Source organism: Chitinophaga eiseniae (genome assembly GCF_900167135.1).
Lineage (GTDB): Bacteria > Bacteroidota > Bacteroidia > Chitinophagales > Chitinophagaceae > Chitinophaga > Chitinophaga eiseniae.
Genome location: NZ_FUWZ01000004.1, coordinates 39,771 through 54,079, shown reverse-complemented (window position 1 = coordinate 54,079; position 14,309 = coordinate 39,771). Strand labels below are relative to the sequence as shown.

The following is a 14,309-nucleotide window of genomic DNA, read 5'->3' as shown; positions in this document are numbered from 1 at the left end:
GTCCCAGATTTTTCAGAACAAACATCAACGTTAACAACATCATTTTTTAACCAGAAAAAAAATATCCGGAAATCCCGATCGCCGCAGCGTAGCCTGCGGGAACAGTGACTTTGTTTTTCTAATGGAAAGGATTCTCTCTCCGGGCACCACGGCCCCGTAGCAGACAATCCTCCACATATTGCTTTATGTAGTCTTTAACCAAAATTTTATCCGTTATGAAATTTGGATCTCTACGGCTTTGCCTGAAGGGAATAGCCGGCCTGTGCCTGTTGCTCGGCATCACCTCATCTGTCACACAGGCGCAGGACGCGGTGGCTGGCGTACAGTCGTCACCGTTACCACAACACCAATACCGGAAATCCGGTAATATCGATACCAGTCCTGCCCGGCAGGTACTCTCGCTATCAAACGCGCTGGAAAAAGTATATACCAAATATCAGCTGCGTATAGCCATGAACGAAAAATATGCAAAGAACATTTTTGTGCCCGACAACCTGCTGAACAACGGGGCGTCTGCCGCTATCGCGTCGCTGCAGAAAATATTACAGTCCTATGGCCTCACCCTTAACATGACCGGTCCCTCACAATACATCATCACGCCGGCCGAGCCGCGTCCGGCCCCCGTCACAAAACCTGCCGCTAAAATCCACGTTTCCGGCAATGTAAAAGACAAACTCGGCTCACCGCTGGTAGGCGTGACCGTGAAAGTCATCAAAACGACCGTGGGTACCACTACGAACGATAAAGGTTTTTACGAGCTGGACGCAGAGCCAACCGACACCCTGGAGTTTTCCTACATCGGTTACCAAACGCAGCAGATCAGCGTCCGCAACCGCTTAGACATCAACATCGAAATGCTGGCAAAGCAGGGCGGCCTCAATGAAGTAGTGGTGGTAGGCTTTGGCGCACAGAAAAAAATCAGCCTGGTGGGCGCACAGTCCACCATCAAACCGGAAGAGCTGAAGCTGCCGGTGAGAAGCCTCACCAATGCGCTGGGCGGCCGGCTGGCAGGCATTGTGGCCGTTCAGCGCAGCGGTGAGCCCGGCTATGACGGCTCCGACATCTGGATCAGGGGCATCTCCACCTTCGGCTCCAGCCCACGTGGCCCGCTCATCATCGTAGACGGCGTACCGGACCGCAGCATCAACGACCTCGACCCGGAAGACGTGGAAAGTTTCACCGTCTTAAAAGATGCGTCTGCCACCGCTGTTTATGGCACCCGTGGCGCCAACGGCGTTATCCTCGTCAACACAAAAACCGGCAAGCCAGGCAAACCGCAGATCAATATAGAGCTGAACCAGGCCATCACTAAATTTACCCAGCTGCCTAAATTTGTGGATGCACCTACCTTCATGCGCCTGTACAACGAAGGGCTGGAAATGCGCGGCCGGACACCCCTCTACACAGAAGAAAGAATACAGCAACATATCAGCGGAGAAGATCCTGACCTCTATCCGAATGTGGACTGGTTTAAAACGCTCTTTAATCAGTACGGCCAGAACAGAAGGGCCAACCTGAACGTGCGTGGCGGCTCCGAATTCGCGACATACTATATTTCGGCGGGATATTATTCAGAAGTCGGCATGCTGAAAAGGGACAACCTGCAATCCTATAACTCTTCCATCAAGCTGGACCGCTACAATTTCACCACCAACGTAGACGCCAGTATCACCAAAACCACCAAGCTGGAACTGGGTGTCAATGGATACATTATCAACAGCAACTATCCCGGTATCGGCACCGGCGCCTTATTTAACCTGGCCACACAGGTGCCGCCCCACCTGATACCGCCGCAGTATTCCAACGGACAATGGCCTAAAATACCCGGCGGCAGTTACCCCAGCCCTTACCGTAACCTGACACAATCGGGCTATGCCACAGAATACCGCAATAACATCCGTTCCAACATCCGTGTACGGCAGCAGCTGGATTTTATCCTGAAGGGACTCTCTGCCACCAGCATGTTTGCCTTTGACTCTTACAGCTGGAATAATCTGAACAGGAAAAGAGAAGTACAGACTTACTATGCTACCGGCCGCGACTCCGCCGGTAACCTGCTGACCCGTGTGGTGGACCCCGGCTCCAACGTGCTGGGCTTTGAGGTGTCCAGAGGCGGCGATCGCCGGTTCTATACCGAAACGGCCCTGAACTACGCCCGTAAATTCGGCGACCACGACGTATCCGGACTTTTGCTGTATAACCAGTCCGATTACATCGACGGCGACGCCGGTGATCTCATCAGCTCCATCCCTTTCCGCGTAAGGGGCCTGAGCGGCAGGGCGACCTATGGCTACAAGAGCCGTTACTTTGCAGAAGCCAATTTCGGGTATAACGGTTCAGAGAACTTCACCCCCAGGAAACGGTATGGCTTGTTTCCTTCCTTTGGCGCAGGCTGGGTAATATCCAACGAACATTTCTTTGAGCCACTGAGCAATGTGCTCTCCTATTTCAAAGTACGGTACACCTATGGCTTGTCCGGCAACAGCAACACCGGCTCCCGTTTCCTCTTCCTGACAAGGATAAAAAACAATGGCGACCTGGGTTACACCTTCGGCGTACCAGGCAACACCACCTCTTTCTGGGGCATGGAAGAAGACCAGATCGGTTCAGAAGTAAGCTGGGAGACAGGCAAACGCCAGAACCTGGGTATCGAAATAAAAGCATTTAAAGATGAGCTGTCTTTAATCGTGGAATTGTTTAAAGAAAGAAGGACCGGTATCCTGCTGCGCCAGTACGACATCCCCTACTCTTCCGGCTATACGACGGATAACATCCCTTACCGCAACATCGGCATCACGGAAAATAAGGGTATCGATATCACGGCAGAATACAACAAAACATTTTCAAAAAATTACTGGGTGGCCTTCAGGGGCAACTTCAACTTCAACATCAACAAAAACGTGTATGATGGCCTTCCACCGTGGCAGTATCCCTGGCTGAACCGTACCGGGCACACCATCGATCAGCGTTTCGGTTATGTAGCGCTGGGCCTCTTTTCCGATTCCGCCGATATTGCCAAATCTCCCCGGCAGTCCGGCGACGTACGGCCCGGCGACATCAAGTACCAGGACCTGAACGGCGATGGTATCATCAACAGTTACGATCAGCAGGCCATCGGCTACGGCCCGGTGCCCCGCATTGTATACGGCCTCAACTTCAGCGTTGGCGCCAAAGGATTTGACCTGAGCCTTTTCTTCCAGGGCGTCGCCATGGTAGACTTCATGTACAGCGGCGGGCATGGCACCAACCCGTTCTACGAAGGCCCTACTATCGGTAACCTCTATACGATAGCCACCGACCGCTGGACGCCGGACAACCCCAACAGCAAGCCTTTCTATCCACGTATGTCAACCCGACAGGACATCACCACCAATTATTATGCGAGCACCTGGTGGCTCAAACGGGCGGATTATATCCGTCTTAAAAGCGCGGAGCTGGGATATACCTTTGGTATGCGAAAGCTGCAGAAATACGGCCTTAAAACGCTGCGGGCCTATGTAAACGGTACCAACCTCTTTACCATCTCCCCCTGGAAAATATGGGACCCGGAGCTGGGCGACGGCAGAGGTACCGCCTATCCCAACACCACCACTTACAACTTCGGTATCCGCGCCAGTTTCAAATAAAACGTAACATCATGACTTATTCATACAAAAATATACTGCTGTTATTCCTGTTGCTCTGTGCCGCAGGCTGTAAAAAAGGGTACCTCGACACGGTGCCGGACAACATCACAACGCTGAAAGATGTATTCACCAACCGCTCCATGACAGAGCAGTGGCTGGCACGGTTGTACCATCCCATGCCCGATATGTGGGCGCAGCCCTATAGCACGCCGTGGACCGGGCAATGCGATGAAGCCGACTATGCCTGGGTGCAGCCCGGCATTAACTCCGGCGCCATCGCTCCGGACAACGCCACTCCTTCATACTGGAACAGCTACTATCAGACCATCCGGCAGGCGGCCATCTTCCTGCAACATGCTGATGAGAACCAGGAGATCAAAGCGCTTCCCGATGGCACCAGGCTCCTGAAACAATACAAAGCCGAAGCGCGTTTTCTCCGCGCCTACTACTACTGGCTGCTGATGCGCCAATATGGGCCTGTGGTGCTCATGGGTGAAACACCCAGCCTCCCGGAAGAGGACTTTCAGATCCCCCGCAGCCCGTGGGACGCCTGCGTGTCTTACGTGGTCTCTGAAATGGACAAAGCATTTCCGGATGTGCCGGTACTGCATGTAAACCCGGTAGATCCCACCCAGCCCGATGTTACACAGACGGGACGTATCACCCAGCCGATTATCCTGGCCGTTAAATCACAGATACTGCTGTATCATGCCAGCCCGCTGTTCAATGGCAATAAAGACCTTGCGTCTTTTACCAATCCTGATGGTACCGTATTGTTTAACCAGGCCTATGACAAAGAGAAATGGAAAAGAGCTGCCGACGCCGCCAAAGCTGTCATTGACCTCAACCGCTGGGAGCTGTACACCGTGTCAGACCCCGATCCTTTCCGCGCCGCCTATCTCTCCTGCCGCAATCTCTTTTTCGATGGCTGGCAGAAAGAAGCTATCTGGATACGCACTTCTTCCAGTCACGTTGGCAACTGGGAACGCCACTGTTCCCCTCGCTGCGCCAACGGCCAGGGCTGGAACGGCATCGCCGTCACACAGGAACAGGTAGATATTTTCAGAATGGCCAATGGCAAAGCTACCGGTGATGCCGGCAGCGGTTACTCAGAGAACGGTTTTACCGATGCCGCCACCCCCTATTATGTGAGCGGCACCTACAATATGTACACCGGCCGCGAACCGCGTTTTTATGTAGATGTGACTTTCAACGGCGCTACGGTGCCCGTTGTTCCTGAAGCAGGACAAACAAGAGTGGAATTTTTCTTCACCGGCAATTCCGGTAAAAACGGCGCGCCGCGCGACTGGCCCTCCACCGGATATACCGCCCGAAAAAACATTCACCCTAACACCGATTTCCGTACCGGGCGTAATTTCACCCGGCCTGCGATGATGATCCGCCTTGGTGAGATCTATCTCAACTACGCTGAAGCGCTCAACGAATACGAACCCGGCAACGCCGATATTCTCAAATACCTTAACAAGATCCGCAACAGGGGCGGTCTGCCCGACCTGCAACCCGGTCTGTCCCAGGCAGAAATGCGGGCGCAGATACAGCTCGAGCGCCGCATTGAACTGATGTTCGAAGGTCACCGTTACTGGGACGTGCGTCGCTGGAAAGTGGCCGATAAGCCGGACCAGCACCAGGGCGGCGCTTTTCATGGTATGAACATAGAAAAAGGTAGCTCACTGTCAGATCCGGAGTTCCATAAAAGGACCGTTTCGTTTACGAGGGCCAACTGGCAGCCCAGGTTTTATTTTTATCCTGTTCCACAGAGTGAAATAGACCGGAATAAAAAGCTGGTGCAGTTCCCCGGGTATTAGAGATATAAAAACAGCCCGCCCGGAAAAAATCCGGGCGGGTTTTCAGAAAACGCGGCCTTTGCGTTCAAAAAAATTTCCCGAACGAAAGACTCACATGTTAGCCTTTTTAATAAATAATTTTGTAGCGCTCTATTGACATCCCTCCAACGATACCCAGCCCGTGAAGGACATTACTGAATACAATTACCTTCTCTGACAACACGTCTTCATTTTTTTCTTCCGCCAGGAAGGAGCTGAACAAATAATTGTAGCTACTGTAGGTCAAGGTCGTTACTTCCAGCTCCAGCGGATGTTTGAACCCGAGATCGCTGCTAACGATGAAGTTCAGCCGGCGGGTATGGCCATCAAAGAACTGGTCGTCGGTAAAGAACTCACGCCGTTCTTTTTTCCCGAATAAAATGTCGTACGGGTCCGAGGAAATGAATGAAAGCCCAGCCAGCGCCATGGTCGTATCGTTATCTGTCAGGTGTTCGTACATCCTGATGCGGTAGTAATTTTTTTCTCCTGGTTTATCTATCAGCTCCAGCGTGATATTGGCTTTGCTTTTCGAATCATCGCTGGCTACTTTCCTGAACGTAAGATTCCCCGGGATAGTGGACGGTGGTATGGAGTCTGTCCCTTCCATTTCCGGGTAACCGTTAACGGCGACCGTCACACGATAAGCGATGCCGGGACGGGCTTTGACAGTGCTTTTATAATAGGTGCCCCAGATGTTGGTGATCCTCTGCAACTCTTCTTTGTACCCACCATTTTCATACAGCGTTACCTTTGCATCCGGTATCGTGGAAAAACCAAACCGCGGGTCGCTATTCATCGGACCCAAATATTGGGACTTCGTTACCAGTGCAGTGATGAAACTGTCTTTGGCCATCAGCAGGTTAATGACCGGCTGGTTTACCATGTCAGGCAAATCGATGGTTATTTGTTTTTTGCAGCTGAGGGTGATTATTGCCATCAACAGCAGTACCAGTTTCTTTTTCATGATCTAAAATTTCAGTTCATACGTGATACCGGGAAGGAAAGGCACCAGCGAAAGCGCCGTGAGCGTAGCCTGCGCTTGTACCGGAGAATAACTATCCACGTAATAGAAATAAGGATTAAACCGGTTGTAAACATTCAGCAAGCTTATATTCCACGTACGGACCAGCCCATTCTTTTTGTGTTTGACAAAACTAACGCCGAGGTCTAAACGATGATATGCTTTAATTCGCACGTTATTACGCGAATTGACATAATCAATTTTCCGCGAATACCGGAACAGGCCCCCTTCTGAAAGCGGATCTGTGAGACCGCCATAAGATGCCAGCGGGATAGTGAAAGGTGCGGCGCTTTGATAGGTCCAGGAGGCTGACAACGTAATGCCTTTACGCCATTTGTAAACCGCCACCAGGTGGACATCATGCCGTCGGTCATATTTATAGGGGAAGGTACGGCCGTAGTTCACCTCCGGGAGCTGCCGGTTGGCCCAGGCAAGGGTATACCCCGCCCAGCCGGTCAGCCTGCCGCTTTTCTTCTGCAACAGCAGCTCCAGCCCATAGGACTTGCCCTCTTCGGCTGCCACCTGCTCCTGCCAGGAGTCTCCTTTGACGGATGTCAGGTAGCTGGCGCCTTCCTTGTATTCGATGACGTGATACATCCGTTTATAGTAAGCTTCCGCCGAAAACTCCAACTGGTCTCCGAACAGGTTACGGGCAACGCCCAACGCATACTGGTCTGCGTCCTGGGGCCTGATCTTGTCTGTTGCCGGCACCCAGAGGTCCGCAGGCAACGAAATGGAGTTATAAGCCAGCAGGTGAATGTATTGGGTCATCCGGGTATAGGAAGCTTTGAGCGCCCAGTTGGCGGGCAACAGGTAACGTGCGCTCACGCGTGGCTGCAGGGACAGATACAGGCGCTTTTCCACGTTAAACCCACTGAAATGCAGCCCTGCGTTTATGCTCATCCGTTGGGACAACTGCCAGTCGTCTTCTGCGTACAGGCTCAGTTCCTGCGCATGAATATTGTGGTTACTGTTGCTGGAATCCGCCACCACCTTGTCTTTTTCCGTCTGTTTTGTCTGCAGCACTCCCGGCGTAAAAAGACGATACATCAGTTGTGTTCCCGCTTTGACGGTATGCGCCGGCTTAGGCTGGTACTCTACATCTATCCTCCCGCCATAATCCCTGATGCCTGAATTCAGCCGCTGCTCGTCGGAATATGTTCCGCTGGTGGTGGCGCCTGCCTGTTTATAAACGGATTGAAAGCGATAGTCGCTGCCTATCAGCATCACATTGGAAAACAGCTTCGGGGAATATACATGGTTCCACCGCAGGGTACCGGTGTAGTTGCCCCAGTTCACCCCTACATCGGTCACGTAATAAAACGGATATGCGTGACCGTAGCGGTCACTCGTTGCCAGCTTGTCACGGCCCGTATAGAAGCTCAGGTACAGCTTGTCCCGGTCCGAAAACCGGTGATGCACTTTGGCATTGATATCGTAAAAGTTAAGCCTGAATTTGTCCGGTGAATTATCCTGGCTGTCCAGGTATAATCTCGCCGCCAGATCAGGGTAAGACCTGCGGGCGGAGAGCACAAAAGTAGTTTTTTCTTTTTTGATGGGGCCATCCAGCGTGGCTTGTGCGGACAGCAGGCCGACAGAAAAGTTTCCATGTATTTTATACATGTCCCCGTCTTTCGTGGAGATGTCCACCACCGACGACAGCCGGCCTCCATAGCGGGCCGGGAAGGCGCCCTTGTACAGCGTGACGTCTTTCAGCACGCTGGTATTGAATGTAGAGAAGATACCCATCAGGTGTACAGGATTGTACAGCGGGGCGCCATCCAGCAGGATGAGGTTCTGGTCCGGCGTGCCTCCGCGTACCAGCAACGCGCTGGTGGCCTCTGTACCTTGTTTGACACCAGGCATCAGCTGGAGGGTTTTGAACAGGTCTGCTTCGCCCAACAGGCGTGGAGCAGACTGCACCAGTGCAGCCGGTAAATGAATACGGCTCATCTGGGAAGAGGTTTCGATATTATCGGCCCGTGTTCCCCGGATAGTCACTTCCCCCAGCTGGCTGCTGAGTGTCGTCAGGCGGAAGGAGAAACTCCTTGTATCTTGCATGGCCACTAACGTGTCAAGACGCTGGTATCCCAGGTAGGACACCTGCACCCTGACAGTATCTGCCGGTAAAGTCAGGCTATAAAATCCGTAGGCATTGGTAACAGTACCCGCCTGATATTGAGGCGCCACCAGCGATACACCAATCAGCCTTTCACCAGAAGCCGCATCTTCCACATACCCGCTGAGGGTATGCGTTGCGCTGGTACCAGGACCGATAAAGATTTGATCTCCCCTGCGTTTGAAAGTAAGTCGTGTTCCTTTCAGCAGGTCAGCGATCATCATCTCCGGCGACGCCTCTTTGTAAATGCGTGCTTTAATGGTTATTCCATGCACACGGGTATATTCATAAGATATTGGTATGCCTGTTTGTTGTTCTATCAGTTTCAGCGCCGCTTCCAGCGCCAGGCTGGGGAAACGGATGCTGAACTTTGTCTCGTTTTGCTGACCGGCGGCGGCCAATCCGCTTACTACGAACAGAACGGTTAAAAAATATCGCATTACTTCCTTTAAATTATGCGGGCTCCTGCCCGCAGCTATCGATACACTGCTACCTACCAGACAATCCTCAAATTCCTGAAGTACTATGTCGAATAAAAAAAATATTTCAAAAAACTTATCCAGTTCCGTTTGTTCTTTATGGACGGCTGGGATGAAAAGCCTGCCGGGAAGAGTCCCGGCGGGTTTCTCTCTAAAAAACTGCGGCCTTTAAGTTCCCAAAAACACTTCTCCTGAATAAAAGAGAAAAAGTCGAAAAGGCAACTGTTAATCTCTCTATGGGGTAACCCAATACGGCGTCAAACACAGCGCCTTCCGAATACCCGCTAAGAGAATGCTTTATTCCCGCAGCGGGACCGATGATGATCTGATCGCCCCTGCGATTGAAAATGAGCGTGGTACCTTCCAGCAGGTTACCGATGATCGTTTCTACAGTGGCGGCCTTGTAAGTGCGCGCTTTAACAGTGATTCCCTGTATCCTGGTATACTCGTAGGATATTACGATCTTCGTTTGTTGCTGTACCAACTTCAGCGCCTTCTCCAGCGTAGTTGCCGGAATGTGGAAGCTGAACTTTGTTTCTCGCTGCTGGCTGATAGCTGTCAGTCCATATAACTGGAACCAGACAATTAAAATATGTCGCATGATGTCCGTTTTCAGTAGCTATTGATGAAGAGACAACGCTCAACATCCGGTAGTACTATGTTGTCTCAAAATAAACATGCCTGTTTTTGCCGTCATTTATGAAAAGCCCGCCCGAAAGAATACGGGCGGGTTTATCCATCAATGTTGTCCCGGTCACACCTTTCGTGTGCCAGGGACAGGCATGTTAGCTTTTTAATCAGCGGCAGGACCGGGAACGGTCCTAACGTCCCTGCGTTGGATGAATTGGACGCTGCCTTTTCCGTAATCATTGAGCATAGTTTCCGTTAAATTTCTATATAAAGTGTCCTTAATGGTTATTCTCCCACCGGGTGGGCATAGCAGTTCCCTGCCGTCTTTTCGGGACAGCTTCCGGGTAACGATGCTGTTATAAAAATCTATTGTTGTATACCGGTAACAGTCACCTGTCCGTTGCTGAGCGTATAGGTCATCCCACTCAGTTCTTTCAGCATTTCCATGGTTTCCTCCAGGGAGGTATTGCCGGCAATACGCAGGTTAAAACGATAGGGCGCCATCATGGCGGTATCATAGGACAGCTTCACTCCGTAGCGGTTTTGCAGGATGCGGGCCACCTCGGCAAAGGAGCTGTTCTGCAATGTCTGGTTGCCGTTGCGCCAGTCATCCGTGGGAAGGTCTCCCCGTGTAGCCGTATGCGTTCCTACTTCGTATGTCAGCTGCTGCCCTGCTTCCAGCACCCCCAATACAGCGTTGTTGTCTGACACCTGCACCTTTCCGGCGCTCACCGCCACCTGTACATATTTCAGTCCGCGGTAGGCTTTTACGCTGAATTCCGTGCCCAGCACTTTTGTCTGTATCCCCTCAGGGGTGCCGACCATAAAGGGCTGCGATGCGCCCGGGGCCACCGCGAAAAAAGCCTGGCCGTCCAGTACCTGCACCTCACGGCTTTCTGTTCCGAACTGTCTGGCATAGCGCAGTGTGGACCCCGGCTCCAGCCATACGGCAGAACCGTCCGGCAGCTCCATATGCATCACTTGTTTGCCGGCAGGCGCCACCACTTCGGCAAAGGCAACCGGCGCAGGTTTTGCGCGGAAGAAATAAAACAGGGCGCCTGCCGCGATCAACACCACCGCTGCAGCCGCAGCGCGCCAGTACATGTGGCGGACGGGCCGCTGCGCCCGCACCGCTCCCACCGTACCTTCTTCCTGACTGATTTTATCAAAAATCCCTGCTTTCATCGACGTGTGCACCGCCTTACGTTCCGCCTCATCTTCCAGTGCACGTTTTCCAACCGGGAAGGCAGCATACCATCTTTCCAGTATAGCACGCTCTTCCTGCGTACAGATACCTAACGCATGCTTTTCAAGCAATTGATCGATGATATGTTTATCAGGGTGACTCATATGCTGTTGTTTAATAGACAATCCTCAAATTCCGGAAGTACTATGTCGAAGAAAAAAAATTATTCAAAAAAGAAGTTTCCCAGTCCGTCCCTTAATTTTTTAAGGGCTGCGGACAGTTGGTTTTTCACTGTTTGCTCTGACAGGCCGTGTTTTTGCGCAATTTCCCGAACAGACAGCCCATGGTCACGGCTATCGATAAACAACTGCCGCATTTTTTCAGGGAGCCGCTGCAACTCACGACGGTAGCTGGCTTCCAGGTCTGCGCCAGCCATCATTTCTTCTGTGGAATGTGTGATCTCCGGTAGTTCCCGGCCAGCCAGCTGACGATACTTATCTCTTGCCTGTTCCGATTTCAGGTGATTGAGTACCTTAAACCTGACGGCTGTACGAAAATAGCCCACCACAGATTCTGTGATCTGAATTTGTTCTCTTTTCTGCCAGCAGTAAATAAAGACCTCCTGCACTATGTCTTTGGCCGCATCTTTATCGTACAGGCGCCAGTAGGCAGTTTCGTACAGGGTTTCCCAGTGACGCTCGTATAACGCTTCATAAGCCGGCACACTGCCTTGCCGGACCAGCTGCCACAATTCGGTTTCCGGCGTATCTCGAAGGATGGATGATGACATGTAAGTGAATAAAAATCAGGAGCGAAGGTAATTTGTTATTTAGAATTAGCATGAATATTTCCATATATGGAACGAATGAAGACGTTACAATTATAAAAAAGCCTCCTGGCAACACCATCGTGTACCAGGAGGCAGCTACCTGTTTTTTCCGTTGCGAATATACTGACTGCTGCATTGTTGCTGCAGTGGCCTTGTCAGCCGGCATGGGTTATCGGCGAAACGTTAAACACGTACATTCAACAGCCGGACGCACAATGGAATCAATCCAATGGAAACGGCGATAAAAATGGCCACGCGGATATAGTTGAGTGTTTGCCAGAGCGATGTTTTTGCCGCGAGATTATTGACTACGAAATGCGTCTCGGCTATTTTCTGAAAATGAATGATGTTGGGCGCAAAAAAAGCCAGCGTCCACACCCTTACCGCAAAGTGGATGGCAAATAAAATCAGCAGCCAGTTTCTGGCGAAGTCTATTTTCCAGCAGAAGACGATCGCCAGCAGGAAGGTCACTTCATGTATGGAGTGGAAAACGATCCAGAAATTTTTCAGGCTGGCTCCCCTCCCGTCCAGCAATAAGCCGAAATTGGCCGGTGGAGCCTCCGCCCATTTCGGCACAAATACCAGCGTCTCAAACAGCTGCGCGCCGTTCATCAGAAAGTAGAGCAACGTCGTAATCAATAACCAGAGTTCAGCCCGCACCAGGTAACTGCTTGATATATTATCCATTTTAACCATTTTTTATTGTTTTAAACAAGCGATAAATTATATCGATATAGATTAACTTTAAATCAAAATATATCTATTTCGATGTAAAATTAGCTATAAAATCGAATCGAACAAATTATTGGACCCTTTTTTGCTACTTTTATATCGAATTCGATGTAAATCATGGGAGAACTTACGAAACTGATCAGCGCCTGGGAGGCATATACGCAGAAGAGCCCCGGCTTGTCCGCCACAGAATTCTGTATGCATTTTTTAGCAACAGAGAGTAATCAGCAGCTTTTCAGCGGCCTCACTCCGCTGGACCTCGATACAGTATTCGCCAAACTGATAGGCAGGCTGGCGAGTATGCAAACAGCCTACGCTAAAATGGCATTGCAGGACCTGCCGGGATTTGAACTGGAGTGGTTCTATTTTCTGAATACCATCTACCAGTTAAAGGAAGTCAAGAAAACGCAGGTCATCCAATACAATTTCACCGAACAAACAACCGGCATCGACATCCTTAATAAACTGAAAAAGCAAGGGTACATCACCGAACGGACAGACCCGGACGACAAACGGGCCAAACTGGTCAGCATCACCAAAGCAGGCGAAAAAATCCTCGCCAGGATCTACCCGTTGCTCTACAAACCCAACCTGCTGATGTATCATGACATCGACCCGAAAGACAAACAAGTGGTGATCAACATCCTGAAAGACACAGAAAATAAACACCAGGAATTATTCTCCAACGCCAGGAACAAATCCATCGACAACATGCTGACCGAAGCATTGGGAGAAGCAAAACTGTCGCAGCTGGCACAGGAGCAGCAAGAGAGAATGACGCAGTTTGCAGCGGCGAAACAGCGCAAAACACCGGACAACAACAATAAGTAGCGGCGTTACCACTAATAGATGCCTGCTTTTTAGCGATTACTGAGCGGGAGCAGGATATCTTTACAGCGTCGCAAAAAGGATATTATATGGATACTAAGATCATCGGCAGCAAAATTACCCAGGCACGTAAAGCCAAAGGCCTGTCCCAGGCGGGGCTGGCGCAACAGCTGTTTATCAGTCCGCAGGCGGTCGGCAAATGGGAACGGGGCGAGTCTATGCCGGACATTACTACCTTCCACCGCCTGGCAGCCATGCTGGACGTGGACCTGAACTATTTTACGGAAAACAGCCCCGCCGGCACCGGCACCGTGGCATCCCCTGCGGAACAGCCGGCTGCAGCATCCCTGCCCTCGCAGGAACGACAGGTAGCGCTGCATCTCACGGCCGTTGATATGCAGCAGGAAGACTTCGCCGGCGCTACGCTGCACAAAGGAAAGTTTAAGGCCGGCTCACTGCATAGCGCCAATTTCGCCGGCGCAGATCTAACAGGCAGCACCTTCGAAGTGATCGACGCCCGCGAAGCCAATTTCGACCGCGCCAACCTGACAGACTGCAGTTTTTCCATTACCGACCTCACAGATGCTACTTTCCGCCAGTCCATCCTTGTGCGCACCACCCTGCATATGTCGGGACAGGGCGCCACATTCACCGATGTTACTTTTCTTGATGTCAGGATTACTAAAACGGACCTTCAGCAAACGCGGTTTGAGCGCTGCATTTTCAACGCCACCGATTTTCAGCAGTGTGATCTGCGGGGCATGCACTTCGACGGACAGACCTTCATCGGTGTACAGTTTGACAAGTCTGCGTTAAAAGACGCCTCCTTCAGCGGCGCCACGCTCAGGAACGTATCATTCAAACTGCCTTTTTCGCTCACCAATAAATCGCATCTCGATTTTAAAACCGTTTGTTTTGACGGCGCCACCATGGACAAGACAACCTATGCAGCACTGAAAGGCCTACGGGTAACTGATCTGTCCAAAGTTACCGTGGTATAATCTCTGACCAATAC

10 protein-coding genes are annotated in these 14,309 nt (G+C 51.3%); 4 read left to right on the top strand and 6 right to left on the bottom strand.

Annotated features, from left to right (window positions below):
- Positions 1-215: 215 nt before the first annotated feature.
- Together B5D63_RS24005 and B5D63_RS24000 are read left to right on the top strand one after the other, a co-directional pair.
- Complete coding sequence (locus B5D63_RS24005) at positions 216-3,626, top strand: SusC/RagA family TonB-linked outer membrane protein (RefSeq protein ID WP_078671417.1); 3,411 nt, start codon at positions 216-218, stop codon at positions 3,624-3,626.
- Between the two features lie 11 nt (positions 3,627-3,637).
- On the top strand, positions 3,638-5,452 hold the full coding sequence (locus tag B5D63_RS24000) for a RagB/SusD family nutrient uptake outer membrane protein (RefSeq protein WP_159456137.1): 1,815 nt from the start codon (positions 3,638-3,640) through the stop codon (positions 5,450-5,452).
- Positions 5,453-5,558: 106 nt separating this feature from the next.
- Here B5D63_RS24000 and B5D63_RS23995 read toward each other — a convergent pair whose 3' ends face one another.
- From B5D63_RS23995 to B5D63_RS23970, 6 genes are all read right to left on the bottom strand, one after another.
- Positions 5,559-6,434: a DUF4249 domain-containing protein gene (locus B5D63_RS23995; RefSeq protein WP_078671415.1), complete on the bottom strand. Its 876-nt coding sequence runs from the start codon at positions 6,432-6,434 to the stop codon at positions 5,559-5,561.
- A 3-nt stretch (positions 6,435-6,437) separates the two neighbouring features.
- The gene (locus B5D63_RS23990) at positions 6,438-9,050 is read right to left on the bottom strand and encodes a TonB-dependent receptor (protein WP_078671414.1); all 2,613 of its coding nucleotides are present in this window, start codon (positions 9,048-9,050) and stop codon (positions 6,438-6,440) included.
- A gap of 190 nt (positions 9,051-9,240) precedes the next feature.
- Entirely contained in the window at positions 9,241-9,690 is a 450-nt protein-coding gene (locus tag B5D63_RS23985) for a hypothetical protein (protein WP_078671413.1), read from the bottom strand.
- A gap of 395 nt (positions 9,691-10,085) precedes the next feature.
- Positions 10,086-11,069, bottom strand: a complete 984-nt coding sequence (locus tag B5D63_RS23980; RefSeq protein ID WP_078671412.1) for a FecR family protein — start codon at positions 11,067-11,069, stop codon at positions 10,086-10,088.
- A gap of 59 nt (positions 11,070-11,128) precedes the next feature.
- Positions 11,129-11,695 carry an RNA polymerase sigma factor gene (locus B5D63_RS23975; protein WP_078671411.1) on the bottom strand — a complete coding sequence of 189 codons (567 nt, stop codon included), beginning with the start codon at positions 11,693-11,695 and terminating at the stop codon, positions 11,129-11,131.
- Positions 11,696-11,917: 222 nt separating this feature from the next.
- Positions 11,918-12,421 carry a transposase gene (locus tag B5D63_RS23970; RefSeq protein WP_078671806.1) on the bottom strand — a complete coding sequence of 168 codons (504 nt, stop codon included), beginning with the start codon at positions 12,419-12,421 and terminating at the stop codon, positions 11,918-11,920.
- 162 nt (positions 12,422-12,583) lie between these two features.
- Here B5D63_RS23970 and B5D63_RS23965 point away from each other — a divergent pair, with 162 nt between their 5' ends.
- Complete coding sequence (locus B5D63_RS23965; RefSeq protein WP_078671410.1) at positions 12,584-13,297, top strand: MarR family winged helix-turn-helix transcriptional regulator; 714 nt, start codon at positions 12,584-12,586, stop codon at positions 13,295-13,297.
- A gap of 86 nt (positions 13,298-13,383) precedes the next feature.
- A complete protein-coding gene (locus B5D63_RS23960; protein ID WP_078671409.1) occupies positions 13,384-14,295 on the top strand; it encodes a pentapeptide repeat-containing protein in 912 nt (303 codons plus the stop codon).
- The last annotated feature ends 14 nt before the right edge of the window (positions 14,296-14,309 follow it).

What these genes read in the sequence shown, in the direction of transcription:
- B5D63_RS24005 (WP_078671417.1), top strand. Translation starts at nt 216, where the DNA reads ATGAAATTTGGATCTCTACGGCTTTGCCTGAAGGGAATAGCCGGCCTG.
- B5D63_RS23975 (WP_078671411.1), bottom strand. Translation starts at nt 11,695, where the DNA reads ATGTCATCATCCATCCTTCGAGATACGCCGGAAACCGAATTGTGGCAG.
- B5D63_RS23990 (WP_078671414.1), bottom strand. Translation starts at nt 9,050, where the DNA reads ATGCGATATTTTTTAACCGTTCTGTTCGTAGTAAGCGGATTGGCCGCC.
- B5D63_RS23995 (WP_078671415.1), bottom strand. Translation starts at nt 6,434, where the DNA reads ATGAAAAAGAAACTGGTACTGCTGTTGATGGCAATAATCACCCTCAGC.
- B5D63_RS23985 (WP_078671413.1), bottom strand. Translation starts at nt 9,690, where the DNA reads ATGCGACATATTTTAATTGTCTGGTTCCAGTTATATGGACTGACAGCT.
- B5D63_RS23960 (WP_078671409.1), top strand. Translation starts at nt 13,384, where the DNA reads ATGGATACTAAGATCATCGGCAGCAAAATTACCCAGGCACGTAAAGCC.
- B5D63_RS24000 (WP_159456137.1), top strand. Translation starts at nt 3,638, where the DNA reads ATGACTTATTCATACAAAAATATACTGCTGTTATTCCTGTTGCTCTGT.
- B5D63_RS23965 (WP_078671410.1), top strand. Translation starts at nt 12,584, where the DNA reads ATGGGAGAACTTACGAAACTGATCAGCGCCTGGGAGGCATATACGCAG.
- B5D63_RS23970 (WP_078671806.1), bottom strand. Translation starts at nt 12,421, where the DNA reads ATGGATAATATATCAAGCAGTTACCTGGTGCGGGCTGAACTCTGGTTA.
- B5D63_RS23980 (WP_078671412.1), bottom strand. Translation starts at nt 11,069, where the DNA reads ATGAGTCACCCTGATAAACATATCATCGATCAATTGCTTGAAAAGCAT.